Annotated in this window: 27 protein-coding genes; 23 read left to right on the forward strand and 4 right to left on the reverse strand. The window is 36.1% G+C overall.

What is annotated here, in order from left to right:
* The first annotated feature begins 914 nt into the window (after positions 1-914).
* The 4 genes from CVPH_RS03575 to CVPH_RS03590 all read left to right on the forward strand — a co-directional run bounded on the left by CVPH_RS03575 (position 915) and on the right by CVPH_RS03590 (position 2,929).
* Positions 915-1,175, forward strand: coding sequence for a hypothetical protein (locus CVPH_RS03575; RefSeq protein ID WP_225879797.1), 261 nt, complete (start codon positions 915-917; stop codon positions 1,173-1,175).
* Between the two features lie 487 nt (positions 1,176-1,662).
* Positions 1,663-2,157, forward strand: coding sequence for a DotI/IcmL family type IV secretion protein (locus tag CVPH_RS03580; RefSeq protein WP_225879861.1), 495 nt, complete (start codon positions 1,663-1,665; stop codon positions 2,155-2,157).
* Positions 2,158-2,379: 222 nt separating this feature from the next.
* The gene (locus CVPH_RS03585) at positions 2,380-2,634 is read left to right on the forward strand and encodes a hypothetical protein (RefSeq protein ID WP_201342147.1); all 255 of its coding nucleotides are present in this window, start codon (positions 2,380-2,382) and stop codon (positions 2,632-2,634) included.
* Positions 2,594-2,929, forward strand: coding sequence for a hypothetical protein (locus CVPH_RS03590; RefSeq protein WP_201342148.1), 336 nt, complete (start codon positions 2,594-2,596; stop codon positions 2,927-2,929). Before CVPH_RS03585 ends, CVPH_RS03590 begins: the two co-directional genes overlap by 41 nt.
* 88 nt (positions 2,930-3,017) lie before the next feature.
* On the opposite strand, the gene CVPH_RS10110 is transcribed toward CVPH_RS03590, so the two are convergent.
* Positions 3,018-3,182, reverse strand: coding sequence for a hypothetical protein (locus tag CVPH_RS10110; RefSeq protein WP_225879798.1), 165 nt, complete (start codon positions 3,180-3,182; stop codon positions 3,018-3,020).
* Positions 3,183-3,526: 344 nt separating this feature from the next.
* Between CVPH_RS10110 and CVPH_RS03595 the strand changes: the two genes are divergently transcribed.
* The 6 genes from CVPH_RS03595 to CVPH_RS03620 all read left to right on the forward strand — a co-directional run bounded on the left by CVPH_RS03595 (position 3,527) and on the right by CVPH_RS03620 (position 6,964).
* The gene (locus CVPH_RS03595) at positions 3,527-5,374 is read left to right on the forward strand and encodes a SurA N-terminal domain-containing protein (protein WP_201342149.1); all 1,848 of its coding nucleotides are present in this window, start codon (positions 3,527-3,529) and stop codon (positions 5,372-5,374) included.
* A gap of 321 nt (positions 5,375-5,695) precedes the next feature.
* Positions 5,696-5,971 carry a cytochrome c gene (locus CVPH_RS03600; RefSeq protein WP_201342150.1) on the forward strand — a complete coding sequence of 92 codons (276 nt, stop codon included), beginning with the start codon at positions 5,696-5,698 and terminating at the stop codon, positions 5,969-5,971.
* Positions 5,964-6,212, forward strand: coding sequence for a hypothetical protein (locus CVPH_RS03605; protein ID WP_201342151.1), 249 nt, complete (start codon positions 5,964-5,966; stop codon positions 6,210-6,212). The genes CVPH_RS03600 and CVPH_RS03605 overlap by 8 nt, the downstream gene beginning before the upstream one ends.
* Before the next feature lie 31 nt (positions 6,213-6,243).
* Positions 6,244-6,513: a DUF302 domain-containing protein gene (locus tag CVPH_RS03610; protein ID WP_201342152.1), complete on the forward strand. Its 270-nt coding sequence runs from the start codon at positions 6,244-6,246 to the stop codon at positions 6,511-6,513.
* Entirely contained in the window at positions 6,507-6,800 is a 294-nt protein-coding gene (locus tag CVPH_RS03615; protein ID WP_201342153.1) for a hypothetical protein, read from the forward strand. The genes CVPH_RS03610 and CVPH_RS03615 overlap by 7 nt, the downstream gene beginning before the upstream one ends.
* Before the next feature lie 11 nt (positions 6,801-6,811).
* Positions 6,812-6,964 carry a hypothetical protein gene (locus CVPH_RS03620; protein WP_201342154.1) on the forward strand — a complete coding sequence of 51 codons (153 nt, stop codon included), beginning with the start codon at positions 6,812-6,814 and terminating at the stop codon, positions 6,962-6,964.
* A 124-nt stretch (positions 6,965-7,088) separates the two neighbouring features.
* Here the strand turns inward: CVPH_RS03620 and CVPH_RS03625 are convergent, their stop codons facing one another.
* Positions 7,089-7,871: an enoyl-ACP reductase FabI gene (locus CVPH_RS03625; protein WP_201342155.1), complete on the reverse strand. Its 783-nt coding sequence runs from the start codon at positions 7,869-7,871 to the stop codon at positions 7,089-7,091.
* A gap of 130 nt (positions 7,872-8,001) precedes the next feature.
* Here CVPH_RS03625 and CVPH_RS03630 point away from each other — a divergent pair, with 130 nt between their 5' ends.
* Genes CVPH_RS03630 through CVPH_RS03690 form a run of 13 tightly spaced genes read left to right on the forward strand, consistent with a single transcriptional unit; the run spans position 8,002 to position 20,365 of the window.
* Positions 8,002-9,423 carry an MFS transporter gene (locus tag CVPH_RS03630; protein ID WP_225879799.1) on the forward strand — a complete coding sequence of 474 codons (1,422 nt, stop codon included), beginning with the start codon at positions 8,002-8,004 and terminating at the stop codon, positions 9,421-9,423.
* The gene (gene lspA, locus CVPH_RS03635) at positions 9,420-9,878 is read left to right on the forward strand and encodes a signal peptidase II (RefSeq protein ID WP_201342157.1); all 459 of its coding nucleotides are present in this window, start codon (positions 9,420-9,422) and stop codon (positions 9,876-9,878) included. The genes CVPH_RS03630 and lspA overlap by 4 nt, the downstream gene beginning before the upstream one ends.
* Positions 9,875-10,861, forward strand: coding sequence for an NAD(P)/FAD-dependent oxidoreductase (locus CVPH_RS03640; protein ID WP_201342158.1), 987 nt, complete (start codon positions 9,875-9,877; stop codon positions 10,859-10,861). The genes lspA and CVPH_RS03640 overlap by 4 nt, the downstream gene beginning before the upstream one ends.
* A complete protein-coding gene (locus tag CVPH_RS03645) occupies positions 10,854-11,405 on the forward strand; it encodes an Lcl C-terminal domain-containing protein (protein WP_201342159.1) in 552 nt (183 codons plus the stop codon). The genes CVPH_RS03640 and CVPH_RS03645 overlap by 8 nt, the downstream gene beginning before the upstream one ends.
* Positions 11,395-13,086, forward strand: a complete 1,692-nt coding sequence (gene recJ, locus CVPH_RS03650) for a single-stranded-DNA-specific exonuclease RecJ (protein ID WP_201342160.1) — start codon at positions 11,395-11,397, stop codon at positions 13,084-13,086. Before CVPH_RS03645 ends, recJ begins: the two co-directional genes overlap by 11 nt.
* A gap of 54 nt (positions 13,087-13,140) precedes the next feature.
* Entirely contained in the window at positions 13,141-15,057 is a 1,917-nt protein-coding gene (gene thrS / locus CVPH_RS03655) for a threonine--tRNA ligase (protein ID WP_201342161.1), read from the forward strand.
* Entirely contained in the window at positions 15,033-15,566 is a 534-nt protein-coding gene (gene infC, locus CVPH_RS03660; RefSeq protein WP_201342419.1) for a translation initiation factor IF-3, read from the forward strand. The genes thrS and infC overlap by 25 nt, the downstream gene beginning before the upstream one ends.
* Positions 15,567-15,623: 57 nt before the next feature.
* Positions 15,624-15,821, forward strand: coding sequence for a 50S ribosomal protein L35 (gene rpmI / locus CVPH_RS03665; RefSeq protein WP_201342420.1), 198 nt, complete (start codon positions 15,624-15,626; stop codon positions 15,819-15,821).
* A 17-nt stretch (positions 15,822-15,838) separates the two neighbouring features.
* On the forward strand, positions 15,839-16,198 hold the full coding sequence (rplT, locus tag CVPH_RS03670; RefSeq protein ID WP_201342162.1) for a 50S ribosomal protein L20: 360 nt from the start codon (positions 15,839-15,841) through the stop codon (positions 16,196-16,198).
* Between the two features lie 22 nt (positions 16,199-16,220).
* Positions 16,221-16,697 (forward strand): outer membrane lipoprotein, encoded by a 477-nt coding sequence (locus CVPH_RS03675; RefSeq protein ID WP_201342163.1) that lies wholly within the window; start codon positions 16,221-16,223, stop codon positions 16,695-16,697.
* 7 nt (positions 16,698-16,704) lie between these two features.
* Positions 16,705-17,718: a phenylalanine--tRNA ligase subunit alpha gene (gene pheS, locus CVPH_RS03680; RefSeq protein WP_425353127.1), complete on the forward strand. Its 1,014-nt coding sequence runs from the start codon at positions 16,705-16,707 to the stop codon at positions 17,716-17,718.
* Positions 17,715-20,078, forward strand: coding sequence for a phenylalanine--tRNA ligase subunit beta (gene pheT, locus CVPH_RS03685; protein ID WP_201342165.1), 2,364 nt, complete (start codon positions 17,715-17,717; stop codon positions 20,076-20,078). Before pheS ends, pheT begins: the two co-directional genes overlap by 4 nt.
* On the forward strand, positions 20,078-20,365 hold the full coding sequence (locus CVPH_RS03690; RefSeq protein WP_201342166.1) for an integration host factor subunit alpha: 288 nt from the start codon (positions 20,078-20,080) through the stop codon (positions 20,363-20,365). Before pheT ends, CVPH_RS03690 begins: the two co-directional genes overlap by 1 nt.
* Before the next feature lie 156 nt (positions 20,366-20,521).
* Here CVPH_RS03690 and CVPH_RS03695 read toward each other — a convergent pair whose 3' ends face one another.
* Positions 20,522-20,992, reverse strand: coding sequence for a hypothetical protein (locus tag CVPH_RS03695; RefSeq protein ID WP_201342167.1), 471 nt, complete (start codon positions 20,990-20,992; stop codon positions 20,522-20,524).
* Positions 20,993-21,059: 67 nt separating this feature from the next.
* Positions 21,060-22,142 (reverse strand): AI-2E family transporter, encoded by a 1,083-nt coding sequence (locus tag CVPH_RS03700; RefSeq protein ID WP_201342168.1) that lies wholly within the window; start codon positions 22,140-22,142, stop codon positions 21,060-21,062.
* Positions 22,143-22,170 lie beyond the last annotated feature (28 nt).

Below are 22,170 nucleotides of genomic sequence, written 5' to 3' on the forward strand. Positions count from 1 at the left end.
TAAGTGACAACTTAATATTATCTTTGGAACAAGTGTCTGAATTTTCAACATCTGAAGATATAGATAAAATATTTAAAGAATCAAGTTTTCCTACTATCAACGCGCCGGTAATTGCTTATCCATGCCTTAGATCATTTGTTTTTCAATTTTTACTTCTGTCTGGGTGCGGCCCTCAAATGTTACCAACAATTAATTTTGTAAAGATGCGAGAAGAGAAAAACACTAAGGATTAGTTTTAGACCTGCCCACTTTTAAGCCAGTCATGTCAAGGATTTTTAAGTTAAGTAGCAACAATGTTCTATCTAAAGTTATAAATTCTTTGAATTGGAAGTGATAACCAAGATGGCTCGTTTAGAGTTGCCATTTCAAAATACAAAGCCTTATATTAGACACCTAATTGCTATCAGATAATATTTGCCCACTGCACCTCTTCTTTGTTAAGGGCAAATGCAATAATGTTACTGCTTTTTTATCAGTATCTCCGCTTTGAATATATCCCAAAATACAAGCATAAATGAGATGAACAATATATTTGATGTTGTATTGATGCTGCTTGTATAGGGAAAAATTTGAATGCTGGCTTTGTCGATATCAGGTGTAGGTCCAATTAAGATTGGGCATTTAATATGAGTATGCCTATTCCACTTATCTACAACAAGACTACAAAATTATAGGAAAGTCCAAGTCATTATTCAATAATCCATCAATCGTAAGGTCGTAACTTTCGTTGTTAGTTGTAATTTTAAATTTCTTTTTCAAAGCTATATCGTTTATAACCTCAACACTTACAAGGATAAATTTTTTAACTGCGAGTAGCATGTTTTCTTATTTTTCGTATTCTGTCAAGTCATTATTTTGATTGATTGTAATTGGCTTGTTATAAGGGTTACGAAGTGCCAGTTTTTGCAACCGCTTTGAAAACTGCCGTAGCAGAAGCAGGTGAAGATGAGTTTGCCAAAGTTGCATTTAAGACTGACAAAGGCTATTATGTTAAGAAAACTGAGCACGTTTCAGATTCTGGGACAACTTACCATGACAACTATGTCTTTGGTAATGTTGAGGTTATGGAAATTAAAGCCAGTCAAGAAGATGGTGCTAGCCTTGATAAGGCTGCGCCATCTGACGATGACAAGGGTGGAGATAAACCCATTGGCAAGAGCAAGCCAAGTATGTAACCACGGTTTTTTAATTATAGATTTTTTTTAAAAGGAGCGATATGACTAAGGCCAACAAAATTAAGACGTTACTAATAATTACATCTACACTTTTCGCATTAACACTTAATGTTAATGCGAAAAGTGTAGATGATAAACCACAAGACAATCTTAAACAATTAAAAGAACTGATTACTAGCAGGCTTAATTTTGTCCATAGATTGTCATCAAAAGGAATTGAGAGCAAATTACTTATTAGTGAGCTAACAACCTTAAGATTTCTACAAGATGCCTATATACAAATACTAGTTGATAATAATCGTAACAACGGATTGGTCCAGTTAAAAAACCAATTATAAAGACAAAGGCTTTAACACTTGAACCGAAAGAAACGCCAAAGTAAATTTCAGCGAAAGGGGTTACCCTAAGTTATCGAAAACAATATGTTAAAGGACTAGAGGCTCTCGACATTACTTTAACAAAGTCAGAGAGTAATATCTTTAAAACTATTAAAACGCAAAAAGAGTTTTATGGATATTTCACTGTAAGCCCAGCAGGGGTTGTGACTAAACTTGTTGCACTTGACAAGCCTCTGGTAACAGATGAAGTGGCAAGGCAATTCAGTAGAGATTTTGCGATGACCTTGTATTCAATTAATTATATTAATTTTAGGCAAAAGATAGAAAGTGTAGAATCGATGTTTTATGAGGCATCATTTGACAATTTTATTGTGGAATTTGAGGAAGTTTTAAACTTTATCAAGAAAGAGAAAATGTATGCCCATGCGCTTATCGAATTGCCGGTTCTTATTAAAAAACTAAAACACAATGGCAGGGTGAAGTGGAAGTTTGAAATGCCAATTATAATTCATTATGAGAGCTCCTCTAATTCTAGCTTTACTCAAAAAGTAATAGCAACGATTGTCATTCAAAGAACTGACAATAGAAAGAAAATCGGAGGAGTTGAAGTGTTTAGTTTTATTACTGAATCTCAAAACATTTAGAAACAACTTTAAGATGGTCTCTCGACAATAAGAGTGTATTACAAAAATTGAGATAAACATAAAAAAATGGACATAGTTATGAAAAATATACAGACACAAAAAGAACAAACTAATAACACAACGAGTAGATTCTATCTAGGTACAAAAAGAAAGCATTTTAGAATGAGTGCTTCGCTGATTAAAACCCTCTACTTAAAGTAATTTTTTTTAGAGAGGGTGTTTATGAGTGAGTTAATTGACCAATTCCCAATGTTTGATATACAATTTAAAAAATTTGTGGATTACGGCATAATACTAAACTGTGAGAACTTTGCCGATAATACGTTCTATTATGAATTGCTTGATGAGCATAAAAATCAAGCTAATTTAGATAAGTGGTTTAGTAACAAAAACATTTTTATTGATAAGGATAAACGCTTGTCAGTAAGCCAATTGTATGCAATTTATTCAAGAGGTTCATATTATTGGACATACTGACGATTTTTATATAACGCTAGACCCTTCTGGCAGGTGGACTGTTTTACATTCAAAAGATTTTGAGCAGATTTTTGGTGAAGATCTACCAGAAAGCGACCCTTCAGTTGTGCTGTTTCCAACTCAAGAGCAAATGCTAAAACTTGATGGAGTTAGAGATCTAGCCATGTTGGAGCTTACTGGCACTATTAATATTAAAACCTTAATTTATGTCGTAGATAAAACTACAGGCATGTATTTAACAGATGCCAGTAAGCTTACCTGGGTCGATATAAATGCATTAGCAATAGACGGGTAATAAAAGATTCTTGTTTATCTCCTTATGATGAGTGTGATACGCTTAAGACTGATTTAAAAACTAAAATTATAAAGTTGAGAGGCGTGATTTAATCAACACTGCTACAGCATCCCGCCTTTAGTATATTTTTATAGCCCATATAGGGTGATTTTTTTAGATTTGGCAATTTTGATTTGTCTGGAATGTTTAATAAGTGATTAACGCTTTTTGCATTAATACGCCAGTTTTTACAAATCGTTTTATTAATGGCCATGATAGGCTCCTAAATAGTTATATTTTAGTGTCTAATTTATTGGGGGCAGGTGGCTTACATAAACAATTAGGAGTATAGTAGGAATATTTACCCTTTTAAGGGAGGGGAAAAGTCTTTATATCAATGGTTTATATACTATGTTAGATGCGCCCCGTCCGCTCCGCCATAACTTTTCTTTGCCATAACTTTTCTTTGTTATGGCTTCCGATTTGTCCAACATTCGAATGTTAAAAACATAACAAAATCCATGTAAGAATACAAAGGTTTTCGTTTATAATTCCTGTTTTTTATTAAATAAATGGTTTTTTAGATCATTAATTAATTAGCCGTTAATACACATCATTATGCTAGGTTCAATTAGAAACAAAACCAAGGGCTGGGTCGCTTATTTAATCGTTGGTTTGATTACCATTCCTTTTGCTTTATTCGGCATCAATGAATACTTTACTGGTGCTTCAAATATTAAGGTTGCTTCTGTTGATGGTACTGACATCTCAAAAGCAGAATTTCTTGCAGAATTTAACCCGCAAAAAAGACGTCTGCAACAAGAACTAGACAAAAAATACGACACAGAATTTGATGCCATGCTCAAGCAATCCATTCTTAATCAAATGATTGATAGGCGCTTACTTGAGCAATTATCCAGTGAATTGTCGTATGAAACAACTGCCAGTGAACTTAATACTATTATTCAAGCTAATAATTTATTCAAAGAAGAAGGGCGATTTTCATTAGAAAAATATAAGCAATTATTAAGGCTAAATGGCTATACAACAGAAAAATATGAGGCAATAAGGTTACAAGAATTAACCCAAACTCAAATCAAATACAATTTATTAGATTCTGCTTTTGTAACGCCATCACAACTCGTAAGATTACAAAAATTGAACAATCAACAGCGACAATTTAGCTATATTACTGTTCAAGCTGATGATTATGTTAAAGAAGTTAAGGTTGACGTACAAAGTGTCAAAGATTTTTATAATAATAAAAAGGCGTTATTTTTTGCACCAGAGCAAGTAAAAATAGAATTTGTTGAGTTGTCATTAAATGAAATTTCAAAAAATATTAAAGTAAGTGACGATGAATTATTTAATTTTTATGAAGATGAGCAAGAGCGCTTTACTACAGAAGAAGAAAGGCAAGCACAACATATTTTGCTTGAAGATGAATTAACTGCGCAAAAGGTTATTACCCTATTAAACAGTGGTAGTGATTTTGCTAAACTTGCTGGACAATACTCTCAAGATACAGGCTCTAAATCTGACGCAGGAGATTTAGGTTTTTTTACTCGCGGTGTTATGGTGCCAGAATTTGAGAAAAAAGTATTTGCAATGAAACTTGGCGAAGTTAGCGATTTGGTTAAATCTGAGTTTGGCTATCATATTATTAAACTTAACAATATTAAAGCTAAAATACTTAAACCGTTTGATGCAGTTAAATCAGAATTGCTTGATTTATACACTCAAGCACAAGCACAAAAAGTGTTTTACAGTTTGACTGAACAATTGGCCAACTTGGCTTACGAGGCAAGTTTAGAGGAAATTGTTGATCAAATGGATTTAAAACTTCAGGTGAGTGATTTTTTTGACAGGGGTAGTACTCAATTAAACCAAAAAATTGTTACTACTGCATTTAGTGACGTAGTTCTTAACAAGGGTGAAAACTCAGAAATTTTAGAATTATCAAAAGATAAATTAATGGTCATTCGTGTACGAGAAAAATTAGCACAAAGACAAAAACCCTTTACTGAAGTTAAAGATGAAATTAATGCACATTTAATGACACTGTTAGCTAAAACTTTTGTTGATAATCTTGTCAAGAATATTGTTGATTTATTGACGCACAATGATAAAGACACACTCAAAAAACTAATGAATAAGAACAAACTTAAATGGCACCATGTTGATTGGGTGAAACGAGATTCCAACAAAGCTGAGATGGCTATTATCAACAAAGTGTTTGCATTGGCTAAGCCAACTAATGGCAATTCTAGCTATAGCGCTCAAGACTTGGATGGAAGTAATGCAGTTGTAATCAAATTATCAGGTGTTAAAACGACAGATATAAAGACGATTAATGCTACTCTTGAAAGGTCTTTATTAAGTTTTGAATCAGATGAGATATTTACAAATATCCTTGAAACGCTTAAATCTCGAGCAAAAATTAAATTTTTTAGTAGAAATTTATAAGCTAGAATCGATTCTTACTTTAAATAAATTGTTTATTTTTAACTTATTTAAACATAATTTAAAGTTCAATTTATGAAAATAAAATTAACGTTGATATTGATATTGATATTGATATTGATATTGATATTGATATTGATATTGATATTATTACCTGTATTAAGTTTGGCAGGGGTAAGGAGATTTATAGCGAATTTTGTGAAAATTGCTACGGTTTTTCTCGTCAAGGTTCTCTAGGCTTGCCATTATACAGCTCAACCATTGCCAATCATTCTGATAGATATTTACAACGAACCATCAAGGAGTGGTAGACCAGGTCGGATTATGCCTGTATTTAACTTATCTGATGCTCAGGTGGCTAAATTAATTAGATTTTTGCGTGCTGGAATCAAAGCACTAAAATACGACACAACACCCATTAAAGGTAATATTGAAGCTGGACAGTATACTTATGAGCAATATTGTCAAAGGTGCCATGGGGTTGATTTAAAGGGCGAACAGGGTACTGTAAATTTTTTTTTGGAAAAAGGACAGAGAAGTTTCACCACCAGCACTCGCCAATCAAGGTTTTTTATATTCAGTAGAAGATCAAATGATTAAACATATCATTGTTAGCGGTATTAAAGATACTGAGATGATATCTTTTACTAAAGTGTTTAATTTTACTGAGCAAACGGTAGATGATTTGGTTAGCTTTATTCGCTCTTATGAAAAGCCATTTGAGCATAAGCATACGATTAAACAAATAGATGAACCAGTGTCGTTTATTTTTACAAGTCCATATAAATTAGAAGAAATAGTGAATAGATTGCGAGAGTCGGCCGCGGCTTATAATTTTTAGGGTTTATCCAAATAGGGCGTTACTTCAAGGTTTGGGAGAGTTTGAAATTGGCGATAAAAAGCAAGTTGTGGTTCGCTTTTGTAATTTTAGGAATATGCAAGCATTTTTGAAACTAGATCCTAGATTGGGCGTTATGCTACCATGTAGAGCAACAGTTATAGAGGATGGGCAAGGCAAAGTAAGCGTAGTGCTTGAAAACTATAAGCACACAGTGACACGTTTTAATAATGAACAAATGAGCCAGTCAGCTGGTGATCTAATAGAAAAAATGCAAGAAATGGTTGAGGAAGCGTTATGGTAATTAGAACTTTAATATTGCACATAGTATTGTTAGCTGGCTCAGTATTTGCAGGACATGAAGAGCTTTTAATTGAGCGTGTTAATGCGAAATTTTCATATACTTGGTCAGCACTTGATAAAACCATTACAGCCTACCATTATAAGCCAGCTTATTTGCAACGTTGTGATTTTGCGTTTAATGAGCGCCATTATAAATCCGATAAATATCGTATTTTATTTTTTGGTAAGTATGATGAAATGAAAAAAATGAGCAAAAAATACCCTGAAATTGTGCCGTTTTTCCATTAAAAATTACAGTAATGGAAGAAGGCGCATATACTTTAATGATTGTCATACCGCCAATTGCACTCTTGCCATTGGTTCAAACAAATGAAGAACGTATGACTATTTTTCGCTGGCAAGAAGATATAAAAAGTATCTTAAAACAAGTTAAAAGCCAGTATCAACAATAGAATATTTTTTTAAAAACCTCTTTGTCAGTCGCTATAGATTTTTAGAGATATTCAGCAGGCAATAAAAAACCCTGCATTCTTTTTTAGAGTCAGGGCTTGTTTGATTGGTAATTGCCTTTATTTATTAATTTGGCCCCTTGTCATAAAAGTTATAACCAGAATCAATATAGGTTATTTCGCCAGTGATGCCTGAGGCTAAATCAGAACACAAGAATGCAGCAGCATTACCCACTTCTTCAGTGGTTATGTTGCGCTTAAGTGCAGAACTGTCTGCGGCATAATCAAGCAGTTTGCCAAAATCTTTAATACCAGATGCTGCTAAAGTTTTAATTGGCCCTGCTGAGACTGCATTAACGCGAATACCTCTTTCAGGTCCTAAGGCTGCTGCCATATAACGAACATTAGCTTCAAGTGAGGCTTTAGCTACACCCATTATGTTGTAATTTGGAATGGCACGAATACTGCCTAAATAACTAACTGTTAATAAAGCGCCATTGTCATTAAGCATGGAATAAGCGGCTTTTGCAAGTGCAGTAAAGCTGTATGAGCTAATATCATGCGCCGTGGTAAAATTTTCACGAGTGGTTGCTTGAATATAGTTACCATCTAGTGCTTCACGTGGTGCAAAGGCAACTGAATGAACGATAATATCAAAATTATCCCAATGGTTTTTTAATTCTTTAAAGGTTTTTTCAATACCCTCATCACTAGCAACGTCACATTCAATGACAATATTTGAGTGGCAAACTACGGCGCATTTATCAACTCGTTTTTTGAGTTTTTCATTTTGGTAGGTGAGTGCAATTTCACAGCCTTGTTTGGCCATAGCCTCAGCAATTCCCCAAGCAATAGAGCGATTTGACGCCACACCAACAATGAGTGCTTTTTTTCCAGTTAAGAAGCCCATAAATCTCCAATTTTGTTATTAATAAAAAATAAATTATAACCTACACAGCACCTATAATAATTAACTGTTTCTTGCTATTATTATTTTATAGATGTTAGATATTTTCTTGACCCCTATTCGATCGCTTAGAATGCGCTACATTCCCCTATTGCTGATTTATTTTTCCTATGGCAGTAGCGTTTTTACTGCCATTGCTGAGAATTTTTGGGTGAAAGAGGTGTTAGACATGTCAGCTTCTGACTTGGCCGAGCTTGCTGTATGGTTAACCGCTCCTTGGACTGTTAAGATGATTTTTGGGCAAATGGTTGATAGTATTCAAATTTTTGGCTCTAATCGAAAATCTTATGTTTATATTGGCGCTACTTTAATTACATTAAGTTCTGTATTAATGATTGCTGTCGTTGGTGATTATGCCATTGTGCAGGATTTTTCTAAAAAGTTTATTTATATTATTGCCAGTGTCATCGCTGTGGTAGGGTTTGTGATACAAGATGTGGTTGCTGATACTATGACAACAGAGGTTGTTGATAAATCTAAAAGTAAGAATAAAATTAACCAAGAACTTGCCACCATTCAGGTTTTATCAAGACTTTCATTAGGTTTGGCTATCTTTTTAACAGGCTGGATTGGCGGTGAACTGGCTAGTGTTTTTAAAGATAATCGTGAAGCGGTGTTTATGATTGCGTTGTTTGTGCCTTTATTGTCAATCTTAGGCGTCAGTTTGGTTAAGTTAAATATAGTAGTTGTATCACCTATTAACAAGCAAATATTGTTTGGCGGTTTGACATTCGCTGTCTTTATTGTACTGATGGGATATAACGACGTGCCTTATTCACAAGAAATTGTTTTTATTGTTTCTCTTGGCGTAGTGCTGTATTTCCTTCGAGGATTAATTACTGATTTGGATGCTCGCACTATTAGGCACATTAAAATGGCAATGATTGTTATTTTTGTTTATCGAACTATGCCATCAGTGGGTGCTAGTCTTAGCTGGTGGCAAATTGATGTACTTGGTTTTGATGAGTCTTTTTTTGCCAAGTTGTCTGCTATTGGTGGTGTTATTGCGCTTGCTGGTATGTGGTTTTCTGCTAAATTTATCATTAAAAGGAGCATTGCTGAAGTATTAATCTTTTTAACCATTATAGGCACTTTGTTATCAATGCCTATTATAGCGATGTATTACAATGTGCACATTTGGCTAGGTGTTGATGCGCGCACTGTGGCATTGGTTGACACGGCTATTTCCTCACCTTTTAATTATATCTCTCAAGTGTTAATGCTAACATTAGTGGCTATTCATGCGCCAGAAGGCAAAAAAGGCACTTGGTTTGCCTTAATGGCAAGTTTAATGAACATTGCGCTTTCTGCTGCTGGTTTACTTACTAAATATTTAAACAAAATTTTTGTTGTCAGTCGAGAGGTTATGACAGATGGTGTTGTGACTAGTGCGCAAAATTACACTGAACTTGGTAGTCTGCTTTGGATTATTATTGGTGTAGGGTTTGTGATGCCCATTACTGTTATATTAAAATTTAACCCAAATAAATCGTGAAAACAAAATATTATTTTTTATTAGTTGTGTTATTGGTTGTCCTTGACCAATTAACAAAATTGTTGGCTTATGAATATTTAGGCATTGGCGACTCAATTGCCATTAATGAATTTTTGTCGCTTACTTTTGCTCATAACTACGGTGCGGCGTTTAGTTTTTTGGCTGATAGTGGCGGTTGGCAGCGTTATTTTTTATCAAGTGTTTCTGCTATTGCCAGTATTGTTATCAGTGTTTGGATGCTAAGAACATCCTTGAAACACAAGTTCAAGCTCATCAGTTTAGCACTTATTTTATCAGGCGCACTTGGTAATATGATTGACCGAATTGCTAACGGGTTTGTTGTTGATTTTATTGATTTTCATTACGCTGGATTTAATTATCCAATTTTTAATTTTGCTGATATTTTTATCAGTATTGGTGTGATATTATTAATCATAGTGGATTGGAAAAAATGAGTGATTGTTTGGTGATTGGTGGTGGTGTTATTGGCATGATGAGTGCGAGAATGCTAGCAATGGCAGGTGCTAGTGTTACCTTGTTAGACCAGCGTGAGTGTGGCAAAGAGTCATCTTGGGCGGGTGGTGGTATTATTAGCCCATTGTACCCTTGGCATTATGATGATTTGACCAATGAATTAAGTTTTGCCTCACAAGCAGTTTATGCAGATTTATGTCTGCAAATTTTTGAAGATACAGGCATTGACCCGCAATATATTCAATCTGGCTTGTTAATGATGGATGAATATGACTCGTTATTAGCGATACAATGGATGGATAAATATCAGGTTAGTTATCAGCCTCATGTTAATGGCGCCTTGTTTGCCAACATTGCTCAGGTCCGCAATCCAAGATTATTACAAGCCCTGAAGGTTGATATTTTGAATAAAGGCGTGAATGTTATTGAGCATGTTCAGGCAAATGATTTATTGATAAAAGACAACCAAGTGATTGGTGTAAAAACTAAAGATAAAGATTGTTTTGCACAAGATGTTGTTGTTTGTTCTGGCGCATGGAGTTCAAAATGGCTAAAACTTGCTGATGATATTTTTCCAATGAAAGGTCAGATGATTGTTTTAAAATCAATCAAGGGTGTGGTAGAGAACATTGTGTTAGATCAAGGCAGGTACATTATTCCAAGGGCAGATGGGCGAATATTGGTTGGCTCTACCATGGAAAATGTTGGTTTTGATGGTCGTACTGATATTGGCGTACAAAAATCACTCCACGAATTTGCTTATCAAAGATTTCCAGTTTTACTTAATGCGACAATTGAACATCACTGGTCTGGTTTTAGACCAGCAAGCCTTTCTGGCAAAGTTATACTGGGTAAGCATGAACAATTTGAACATTTATTAATAAATACTGGGCATTTTCGCAACGGCTTAAATATGGCGCCTGCCAGTGCAGATAAAATTAAACAACTGATTATCAATGCATAAAATAATCGTTTTCTTATCATTCTTTGCTTGTGCTTTAATTGCCAATGCACAATTAATTAAAGTTTCGGCACAAGGAAATATCCTTGAAAGCGAGGTTAAAAATCATCGGTGTATGCTTGATCAGCAATCTAAGTTAGTATGGGAAGTTAAATTAAGCGATAAGGGATTGCAAGATACGAACAACACCTATACTTGGTTTAACGGTAAATCAGGGGTTGATAATGGCGACTATAGCCATCATTGCCATTGGGGTAAAAACTGCAATACTCAAGCGTTTATTAATGCGTTAAATACAGCTAAGTTATGCAAGCAAAGCACTTGGCGCTTACCCAGCGAGTCAGAACTCAGAACTTTATTGATTTATGGCGATAATGACTTGCTCATCAACCCAAACTTTTTTCCAAACACTAGACGCAAATCTTATTGGAGTGCAGATGAGCAAGATATTGATATTGCAATCGATGTGCCATTTTTCTATGGTGGTAGCAAAAGTTCTGACAAGTCCTTTTGTGCCCATATTCGAGCAGTGAGTGATGCTTACTAGAACAATAGACCAAGATTTATTTGATGCATATTCAGATGATATACCTACTTTTTTAAAGAAAATTTATGCCGCTCGTGGTATTAATGAGTCGCATTTATCTTTGAGTCTTGTTCATCTTTTAAAACCTAATTTTCTCCAACTAGATGTTGCACTTACTTTACTTGAACAAGCCTTAGTTAATCAAAAACGTATTTTAATTGTTGGCGATTTTGATTGTGATGGGGCGACTGCATCTGTTGTAGCAGTTAAGTCATTGCGCATGATGGGGGCAAAATTTGTTGATTTCTTAGTGCCTAATCGTTTTGAGCACGGCTATGGTTTGAGTGAGGAAATTGTAAAATTAGCCATTCAAGAAAAACAACCCGATTTGATTATTACGGTTGATAATGGCATTTCAAGTTTTGACGGAGTAAAACTGGCAAAATCATCAAATATTCAGGTGATTATCACTGATCATCATTTGCCTAGCAAAACTCTGCCTGAAGCAGATGCCATTATCAACCCTAATCTTAAAGGTTGTGAATTTTTAAGCAAAAATTTAGCAGGCGTTGGTGTGTGTTTTTACTTGTTTTCAGCTTTTAAAACTCATTTGGTCAAGTGTGATTATTTTACCAATCATAAAATCACCCTGCCAGATTTACGAAATGTGCTGGATTTAGTTGCACTTGGTACAGTAGCTGATGTAGTAAAACTTGACCAAAATAATAGAATCTTAGTTGATCAAGGCATTAAACGCATTCAACAAAAAAAATGTGCCCCAGGTATTTTGGCATTACTGGAAATCTCAAATCGACCCAGTGCAACCCTACGTGCCAGTGATTTAGGTTTTTCAGTCGCGCCACGCCTAAATGCAGCAGGGCGTTTAAGTGATATTTCTCGTGGCATTAAATGCTTGCTAACTGAAGATATGAATGATGCTAGACGTTACGCCCAAGAGCTAGAAGTCTTTAATCAAAAGCGCAAACAAGAGCAAACTCGTATGCAAGATAAGGCGCAAGCTATTGTGGATGCGCAAGAAGTAACAGAGGATAAATTTGCCATCAGCCTGTTTGATGCATCTTGGCATGAAGGTATTGTCGGCATTGTCGCTGGCAAACTTAAAGAGGATTATCATTGTCCAGTTGCGGTATTTGCCCAGTCGGGTAATGACTTAAAAGGCTCTATTCGCTCCATTCCCAGTGTACATATCAAAGATTTATTAGATTTAGTAGACAGACAAAACCCTGATTTAATTTTAAAATTTGGTGGTCATGCTATGGCAGCAGGATTAAGTATTAAGCCTGAAAATTTTGCTGGTTTTAAGCAAGCTTTTGCAAATGCCATTCAAACTCATTTTGACAATCAAATCCCCAAAGTTGAACTGTTAACCGATGGCGAATTAGAGGCGTTTGAATTGTCTTTAGACAATGCACAATTATTAGTTGATGCTGGACCTTGGGGTCAGGGGTTTGATGAACCAATTTTTTATGGTGAGTTTGAGTTGGTTGAGCAAAAAGTAGTTGGAGAAAAACACCTAAAATGTCGTTTAAAACTCAAAGGTAACACCCAAGTATTTGATGCTATTGTATTTTTTCAACCACCATTGGTATCCATGCAAGTTTTAGTAGCTTACAAACTGTCCATTAATAGTTGGCGAGGTAGTACTTCATTGCAACTAATGGTTGAGCGAATAAACGCTTAAAAATAAGCGTATTATCAAGGTAAAATATGGCCTTTTTATTTTTAAATTCTTGTAATGCCGATTATCACCCTGCCAGACGGAACCCAAAAAACATTTGAGCAAGCGCTTAGCGTTGCGCAAGTGGCAAAGTCTATTGGCTCGGGCTTGGCTAAAGCGGCATTGGCTGGCGAGGTTGATGGTGCGTTGGTTGATACATCATTTTTAATTAAGGCGGATGCTAATCTTACGATTATTACAGCGAGTGATGACAAAGGGCTTGAGGTTATTCGCCATTCTACAGCGCACTTATTGGCACAAGCCACGCAAATGCTTTATCCAAAGGCACAAGTGACAATTGGCCCTGTGATTGATAATGGTTTTTATTATGATTTTGCATATTCAGATGGTTTTTCAGAGGGTGATTTAGCCAAAATTGAAAAAAATATGCACAAACTGGTTAAGCAAAATCTTAAGATTGAAAGATTTGAGATGGGTCGTGATGAAGCGGTACAATCTTTTCAAGATAAGGGTGAGTACTATAAGGCTGAAATTATTGAATCAATTCCTGCTGATCAAACGCTGTCTTTATATAAGCAGGGAGATTTTATTGACCTTTGCCGTGGACCACATGTGCCTTCGACTGCTAAGTTAAAAGCCTTTAAACTAATAAAATTGGCAGGTGCTTACTGGCGTGGTGACTCTAATAATGAAATGTTACAACGTGTGTATGGCACGGCTTGGGCGACCAAGCAAGATTTAGAAACACATTTGCACAGATTGGAAGAAGCTTCAAAGCGCGACCATCGTAAAATTGGCAAAATTCAAGACTTGTTTCACATGCAAGAAGAAGCACCAGGTATGGTATTTTGGCATGCTAAAGGCTGGATATTGTACCAATTGGTTGAGCAATATATGCGTGGTATTTTCAAAGACAATAGCTATCAAGAAGTGCATACACCACAGTTAATTGATAAAAGCCTTTGGGAAAAATCAGGCCATTGGGATAAATTTGGCGATGTTATGTTTACCACTAGTTCTGAAAATCGTGATTATGCTGTAAAACCCATGAATTGCCCTGCACATATCCAAATTTATAACCAAGGCTTAAAATCTTATCGTGATTTACCACTACGCTTGGCAGAGTTCGGCTCGTGCCATCGCAATGAGCCTTCAGGTACGTTGCACGGTATTATGCGTGTGCGTAATTTTGTACAAGATGATGGTCATATTTTTTGTACGCCTGAACAAATCCAAGATGAAGTTTCAACCTTTATTGATTTGACTTTTGCTGTGTATAGGCATTTTGGCTTTGATAGCGTTGATATCAAACTTTCAACCCGTCCAGAAAACCGTGTGGGTTCAGACGAGGTATGGGATAAGGCCGAGGCAGCGTTAGAAGAGGCGCTTGACACTAAGGGCATTAAATGGGAGTTACAGGAGGGTGAAGGCGCATTCTACGGGCCTAAAATTGAATTTGTATTAAAAGATTGCCTAGATCGGCAGTGGCAGTGTGGTACATTGCAGGTTGATTTTTCTATGCCAGAGCGATTAGGTGCGCAATTTATTGATGAAGATAGTATAAAGCAAACCCCCGTCATGCTGCACCGTGCAATTGTAGGTTCGTTAGAACGATTTGTGGGTATTTTGATTGAACATTACGAGGGTGCATACCCTTGTTGGTTGGCACCTATTCAGGCAGTTATTATTAATATTTCTGAAAAACAAGCAGATGTTGTTGTTGATATGACTAAAAAGTTAAAAAAACAAGGGCTTAGAGTCATTTCGGACTTGCGAAATGAGAAGATAGGCTTTAAAATACGCGAGCATTCATTACAACGCTATCCTTATATTTTAATCGTGGGTGATCGTGAAATGGAGAAGGGTCAAATTTCAGTGCGCCAACGTGGCGGTGAAGATTTAGGTGCAATGAGTATTGAGGCGTTTGTAAAAAAGGTAAACCAGGAGACATTATTAAAAAAACAAATAAAGTAAAAACTAGAATTAATGACACCATTAGAGTAGCAGAAGTTCGATTGATTGACGCTAAAGGCGAGCAACTTGGTATTGTTGATACCGATATTGCAAAGCAAAAAGCAACGCAGGCTGGGCTAGATTTAGTAGAGATTTCTCCCAATGCTCAGCCACCTGTTTGCAAGATTATGGATTTTGGCAAGTTTCTTTATGAATTAAAGCAACAAAAGAAAGAAGCCAAAAAGAAACAAAAAAGAAACACAGTTAAAACCATTAAGTATCGTCCAGGCACTGAAGAGGGTGATTACCAAATTAAATTTAAGAATTTGGTGAAATTTTTAGACAATGGTGACAAGGTTAAAGTTAGTATTTGGTTCCGCGGTCGCGAAATGCAACACAAGGAGCTGGGCATGGAAATGCTAGACAGAATTGAAAAGGACACAGAAGAATTTGCCAATGTAGAACAAAAGGCAAAATTAGAGGGTCGTCAGCTAGGCATGATGCTGGCACCTAAATCAAAGAAAAAGTAAGACTTAAAAGTCTGAAAATATAAAAAAAGCCTGATAGGGCAATAAAAGGAGTAAATGATGCCAAAGTTAAAAACCAATAGAGGGGCTGCAAAGCGCTTCAAAAAAACTGCCAGTGGTGGTTATAAATGTAAACACTCTCATCTACGTCATATTCTGACTAAGAAGAGTTCTTCTAGAAAACGCAGTTTGCGCGCACCAGACACGGTTGAGAAAGCCGATGTACCGATGGTTCGTAAAATGTTACCGTATAGTTAATTTAGGAGTATAAGAAAATGGCAAGAGTATCAAGAGGTGTGCAAGCGCACGCTAAACATAAGAAAATTTTAAAGAAAGCTAAGGGTTATTATGGCGCAAGATCTAAAGTATATCGCGTTGCTAAACAAGCGGTTATTAAAGCAGGACAGTACGCGTATCGTGATCGCCGTCAAAGACGCCGTCAATTTCGCCGGCTTTGGATTGTGCGTATTAATGCTGAGGCACGTAATAACGGTTTAAGCTATTCAAGAATGATTGATGGCATGAGCAAAGCAGGCATTGAAATTGATCGTAAAGTTTTATCAGACATTGCTATTTTTGATAAAGCGGCATTTGCAAAAATTGCAGATCAGGCAAAACAGGCTTTAGTTGCATAATAAATAATAATAGGAGCTAGATATGAAGAATAAAATTGTTTTTTTAGCGTTATTCGCTATATTTCTATCATCTTGTCAATCATCAATGAATCGATTTACTCAAGATGAAAGGGGTGAAAATACGTATTCTTCTACCGAAACTGGTCAATTATCTAGCGTGCTAAAGGGGCGCATTATTTCTATTAAACCTATTAAATTATCAGGCTCTAAAGCTTTAGGCGCTGGTGTTGGTACAGCTTTAGGCGCTGTTGTTGCGGCAAGTGTGGTGGGTGGTGAAAGAGATAAAATACCTGCCGCTATTGTGGGTGGTTTGCTTGGCGCTATGGCGGGTCGGGCTATTGAAGAAAATGCAACTGCTGAAACTGGGTTTGAATTTTTACTTAAGTTAAGTAATGGACAAATCAAAGCTTTTGTGCAAAAGTCTCAACAAGGGTTAAGAGTGGGCGATCAGGTTTATGTTATTCATGGCGGACAAACAGTGCGTCTGACGCGTCAATAGTTTGATTGTGATAGGCGCTATTCTTGATAGGGCTAAGACCTCTATTGCAAAAACACAAAACTTACAAGAGCTTGAAGATTTAAGAGTCAGTTTTTTAGGTAAAAAAGGCGAACTAACTGCTTTATTAAAAGGCCTAGGCAAGCTCTCAAAAGAGAAACGCCCTAAAATGGGCGAAGCCATTAATCAGGCTAAAGTTAGCATACAAGCACTACTAACTGATAAAAAAAATCACTTAGAACTTATTGAATTAGAAAAGCGCCTATTGGCAGAAAAAATTGATGTATCTTTGCCGGGGCGACATGCTGAAATGGGCGGGTTGCACCCAATCACAATAACGCTTAATCGCATTCAATCCCTATTTGTAAAAAATGGTTTTGAAGTGGCACTAGGCCCTGAAATAGAAGACGATTTTCATAATTTTACCGCGCTTAACATCCCTGAGCATCATCCAGCGCGTGCGATGCATGATACGTTTTATTTTGATAAAAATACGGTACTAAGAACGCACACATCCCCTGTGCAAATTCGCACGTTGGAAAAACAAAAACCACCAGTGCGTATCATTGTACCTGGGCGAGTTTATCGTTGCGATTCAGATATTACACACACCCCGATGTTTCATCAAGCTGAAGGCTTGATTGTTGATAAACATGCAAATTTTGCACAACTTAAAGGCTTGTTGATTGATTTTTTGCATGCTTATTTTGAAAAAGAAGCGTTGAAAGTACGCTTTCGTCCTTCGTATTTTCCATTCACTGAGCCATCTGCAGAAGCTGATATTGAATGCGTTATTTGTAGTGGTAAAGGCTGCCGAGTTTGTAAAAAAACAGGCTGGCTTGAGGTGTTAGGTTGTGGCATTGTTCATCCTAATGTGTTGTCATCAGTCAATATTGACTCAGAGGTTTATACTGGGTTGGCATTTGGTATAGGGATTGAGCGTTTGGCAATGTTGCGTTATGGTGTGAATGATTTGCGCCTTTTCTTTGAAAATGACAGTCGTTTTTTGAGGCAGTTTAGATGAATATTTTATCAAGTTGGTTGCGTGAGTGGGTCAATCCTAATGTAACTGATGAAATACTAGCAGAACAATTAACCATGATAGGGTTTGAGGTTGATGGTATTGTGCCTATTGCACCAGTTTTTAAAGGTGTTGTTATAGGTTATGTTATTTCTTGTAATCAACATCCTAATGCTGACAAGCTAAATTTGTGCCAAGTTGATGTGGGTGAGGCTGAAAACTTACAAATTATTTGTGGCGCTAAAAACATCTGCTCAGGCTTGAAAGTGATTGTTGCTACGGTTGGTGCTCAGTTGCCAGGTGGTTTAAAGATTAAAAAAGCCAAACTGCGAGGCGTTGAGTCATTTGGTATGATTTGCTCAGAATCTGAATTAGGCATGATTGATTCATCACAAGGCATTGCTGAGCTTGAAGATGATGCGCCCATTGGGCAGGATATTAGAGTGTATTTAAATCTTGATGATCATGTTATTGAATTAGACATCACACCTAATCGTGGTGATTGCTTTTCAGTTTTAGGTATTGCCCGTGAAGTCAGTGCTAATTATAATTTGGCTTTTGATTTGCTAGAATTTGAAGTATTTGCTCAAGGCGATTGTGCCATTAGTGCTAGTGTTAGCGATACGCAAGCTTGTCCAAAGTATTTAACAAGAACCATTACAGGTATTGACAATACCGTTAAAACACCTAAGTGGATGGCTGATAAGCTAGTACGCTCTGGTCAACAACTTCATTCTCCTGTGGTCGATATTACCAATTTTGTTTTATTAGAATTGGGTCAGCCAATGCATGCGTTTGATTTGTCAAAGTTAACAGGTGATGTTAAAGTTAGAATGGCAAAATCTGGTGAACAACTTGAGCTGTTGAACGAAACCATGCTAAAGTTAAAAGCAGATACCTTGGTCATTGCTGATAGTAACTCAGTGCTTGCTATTGCTGGTGTTATGGGCGGTATGGCCAGTTCTACTCAAAATAATTCTAGCAATATTTTATTAGAAAGTGCTTTTTTTGAGCCAGTATCCATTGCAGGAAAGGCCAGAAGTTATGGCTTGCATACCGAGTCATCCTTGCGTTTTGAGCGTGGTGTGGATTTTAATATGACTGAGTTGGCAATGGATCGTGCCACACAACTTATTGTTGATATTTGTGGTGGTCAGGCAAGTAAAGTTAATGCTTGTATTGACAAGAGTACATTGCCAGAATTAAAGCCAATTACCATTAGTCAAGAAAAAATTCAAAAGATTTTAGGCTTTGAGTTAGATGCCAAATGGATTGAGCAAAAATTTATTAATCTTGGGTTTGAAATATCACAACAAACCAATAATTCATGGACCATTATTCCACCAAGTGCTAGATTTGACATTCGCATTCCTGTTGATTTGATTGAAGAATTGGCAAGGTTGTATGGTTATGACAAATTACCCGTACAGAAATTATCTTTAGAGTCCAATATTAGCACCACTTCTGAGGCTGATATTGACCAGTATGATATTATGCAAAGTTTGGTTAATCGTGGTTATCAAGAGGTTATTACTTATAGTTTTATTTCTGAAAAGTATCAAAATTTAATCAGCCCAGATGCAAAAAAAATCAGGCTTTCAAACCCAATTTCAGCTGATATGTCAATCATGCGCTCCTCGCTTATATCAGGCTTATTGCAAACAGTAAAATCTAACCAAAGGCGCGGACATACAGATGCTAGGCTCTTTGAAATTGGCCTGTGTTTTGATGGTATTAAGGTAGATGACCAATCTAATAAGCTAGCCGCTATTGTGACCGGTAATCGCTTTGATGCACAGTGGTCGGCTGATTTGCAGCCCTTAGATTTTTTTGACATTAAGGCTGATTTGGAATCATTACTGGCATTAACAAATGCTGAATTTTCCTTTGAAGCAGCACAACATACAGCTTTACAAAAAGGGCAAACAGCCAAAATTATATTAAATGGTGAGCAAGTAGGTTGGATAGGTGCACTATCACCAATGGTGCAAAAACAATTATCATTGCCTAAATGTTATTTGTTTGAAATTGACTTGGCCAGTATAAAATCGCGCAATATTGCTCAATATAAAGCACTTTCAGTGTACCAACAATCTGGGCGTGATATTGCCTTAGTGCTTGATGAGGCTGTGCCTGTGGCTGAGTTAATTCAAAGCGTTAAGACCATGCAGCAGCAATATTTTGTTGATGTTAACTTATTTGATGTTTACATAGGAGAGGGGGTTGAGTTAGGTAAGAAAAGTGTTGCACTTAGTTTAACTTATCAATCACTAGAAGGCACATTAACAGAGGCTCAGCTTAATGCTAAAGTTGATGAAGTATTGGTGTTAATGCAAGCTCAATATTCAGCCACACTTAGATAATGTCAATTACTAAAAAAGACATTGCCAGTGCATTGGCAAAAAACATGGACATAACCCATGTTCAGGCATTAACAATTACACATGATTTTTTTGACCAAATCAAACAAACGCTAGCCTCTGGAGAGTTGGTAAAGCTGTCTAGCTTTGGTAGCTTTGTGATTAGAAAGAAGTCTGCTAGGCCAGGTAGAAACCCTAAAACTGGTGAAGTGGTTGAAATTTCAGCCAGAAAGGTGGTGGTATTTAAATCAGGACCAAAGCTTAAATCAGCCACTCAAAAAGGCGAATAATCGTAAGCATATCTTAAAGAGTGCAAGTTACAGCGCTAAAATTCCACCAATATTATTAGAACTGCTTGTTAATCTGTAATAGCTGACACACCCAAGGGCACGAGTGGCGGTGCTAGAAGTTTATCAATATTATTAAAGACTATTTAGAATTGGTTGTTAATCCGTAATAGCTGACATAAAACCTTTTAATACTGGCATTACCTTGTCAATAATTTCTTGATTTTTAGCCACGTTATTCACATGACCTTCGATGGTTTTTTTTGTCTCTTGTAAGGTTGTGTTGTAATCATCATCAAATTCAAAATTAATAAAATAAAAACCCTTGGCTTTATCTCTAACAGACCTAACTGATAGAAAGTCAGTTTCCCAAGCGAGTTCTGCTTGATAGACAGCATCTGAATTTGTTGTGTCTTTTTGTAGCAAAACAAGGGTTGAGCCAAAATGAAAAATAAAGTGACTTGCACTGCAATTTGATACAGGCGTTGTGTTTAATTCGCCACTTTGAAGTGCATTGGCAATTTGCTTAAGCTGAGAGTTGTTAAGTTGGATATACTTTGCATCTAAATATTCATTAATATTGGCATTAGGATAATTGTTTTTTAAAAATTCAACAAGTCTTTTGAGCATGGTTATGACGCTTGGTTAAAACCTGATATTATAGTCAAATATAATGAGCTATTCTTGGTAAGCGTGCTTATGAGTCAAATCTATCTTTATTATATCTAATGTTATAAATATCAAAAATACTAATGGCCATCGCAGCAATAATAGGGCCAATAAACAAGCCTAAAATGCTAAATTGTATAATGCCGGCCAAGGTAGATAGTACCGTGATTAGCGTGTGGTCTAGTGTATTTGCACCACTGGATTTTTTAGATAAGAGCTTGATGATGCTAGGTCGAGCCAAATTATCAACAATAAAACCAATCACAACAGCACCAGAGATCGCAACAATCAACGCATCAGTAGTTTGACCTTGGGCGTATAAATACAAACTCAATGGTAGCCAAATAATTAAACCACCTAATAAAAGTATAAAACTAACCAACGCCATCGCAATACCAAAATATAGGGCAGGTAATCCAATGATCATAATCGTGATTGAGAATATCACGCCTTGTAATAGTGCAATCAAAAACACACTACCCACCAGTGCAATAGATAAATTTTTAAACTGATTGAGTAAAATATCGTTTAAATGCACCGCCAGTAGCGATAAGCTTTTGATGCGCTTTACAATTTTTTTACCGTCGATATAAAAGTAATAAAGTGTAAAAATAACAATGATTAAAAACAATACAAAATGTGATGATAGCGATACAATACTTTTAAGTATGACAATGGAGAAATCTTTAACACCAACGAGCAAGGCCTCTAAATTGTTATTTAATGCAGTGCTTAAAGTACTTTTAATGGCGTCTGATAAGGGGAGTTTGGCAACGGTTTGATTAAAAATTTGAGTGATTTTATCAAAGTCAAAATCATGATTGATGGCTTGTATCAAAGTAGAAATTTCCAGCGTGCTTATTAATAAAATATAACCCAGTGGTAAAATTAAAACAATCGTTACGAATAGTGTGGTTAGTAATGCTGAGCTGTTGGATGAGAATTTATTTTGTAATTGCTCATACTTTGAAAAAGTTGCAATGGCAATCATCAGTGATAAAAACAAGGCCGAGATAAAAGGGGTAAATAGCCAAATTAATCCGCCAATAGCCAAGAGTAATAAGTTCAGCATAAATCCATGCTCAAAAGGTTTTTGTGTATTAGCATTCATTGGTTTTCCATTTTAATAACGGTGTAGC

Origin of the sequence: Abyssogena phaseoliformis symbiont OG214 (assembly GCF_016592595.1) — a bacterium.
In the GTDB taxonomy this organism is placed as follows: Bacteria; Pseudomonadota; Gammaproteobacteria; order PS1; family Pseudothioglobaceae; genus Ruthia.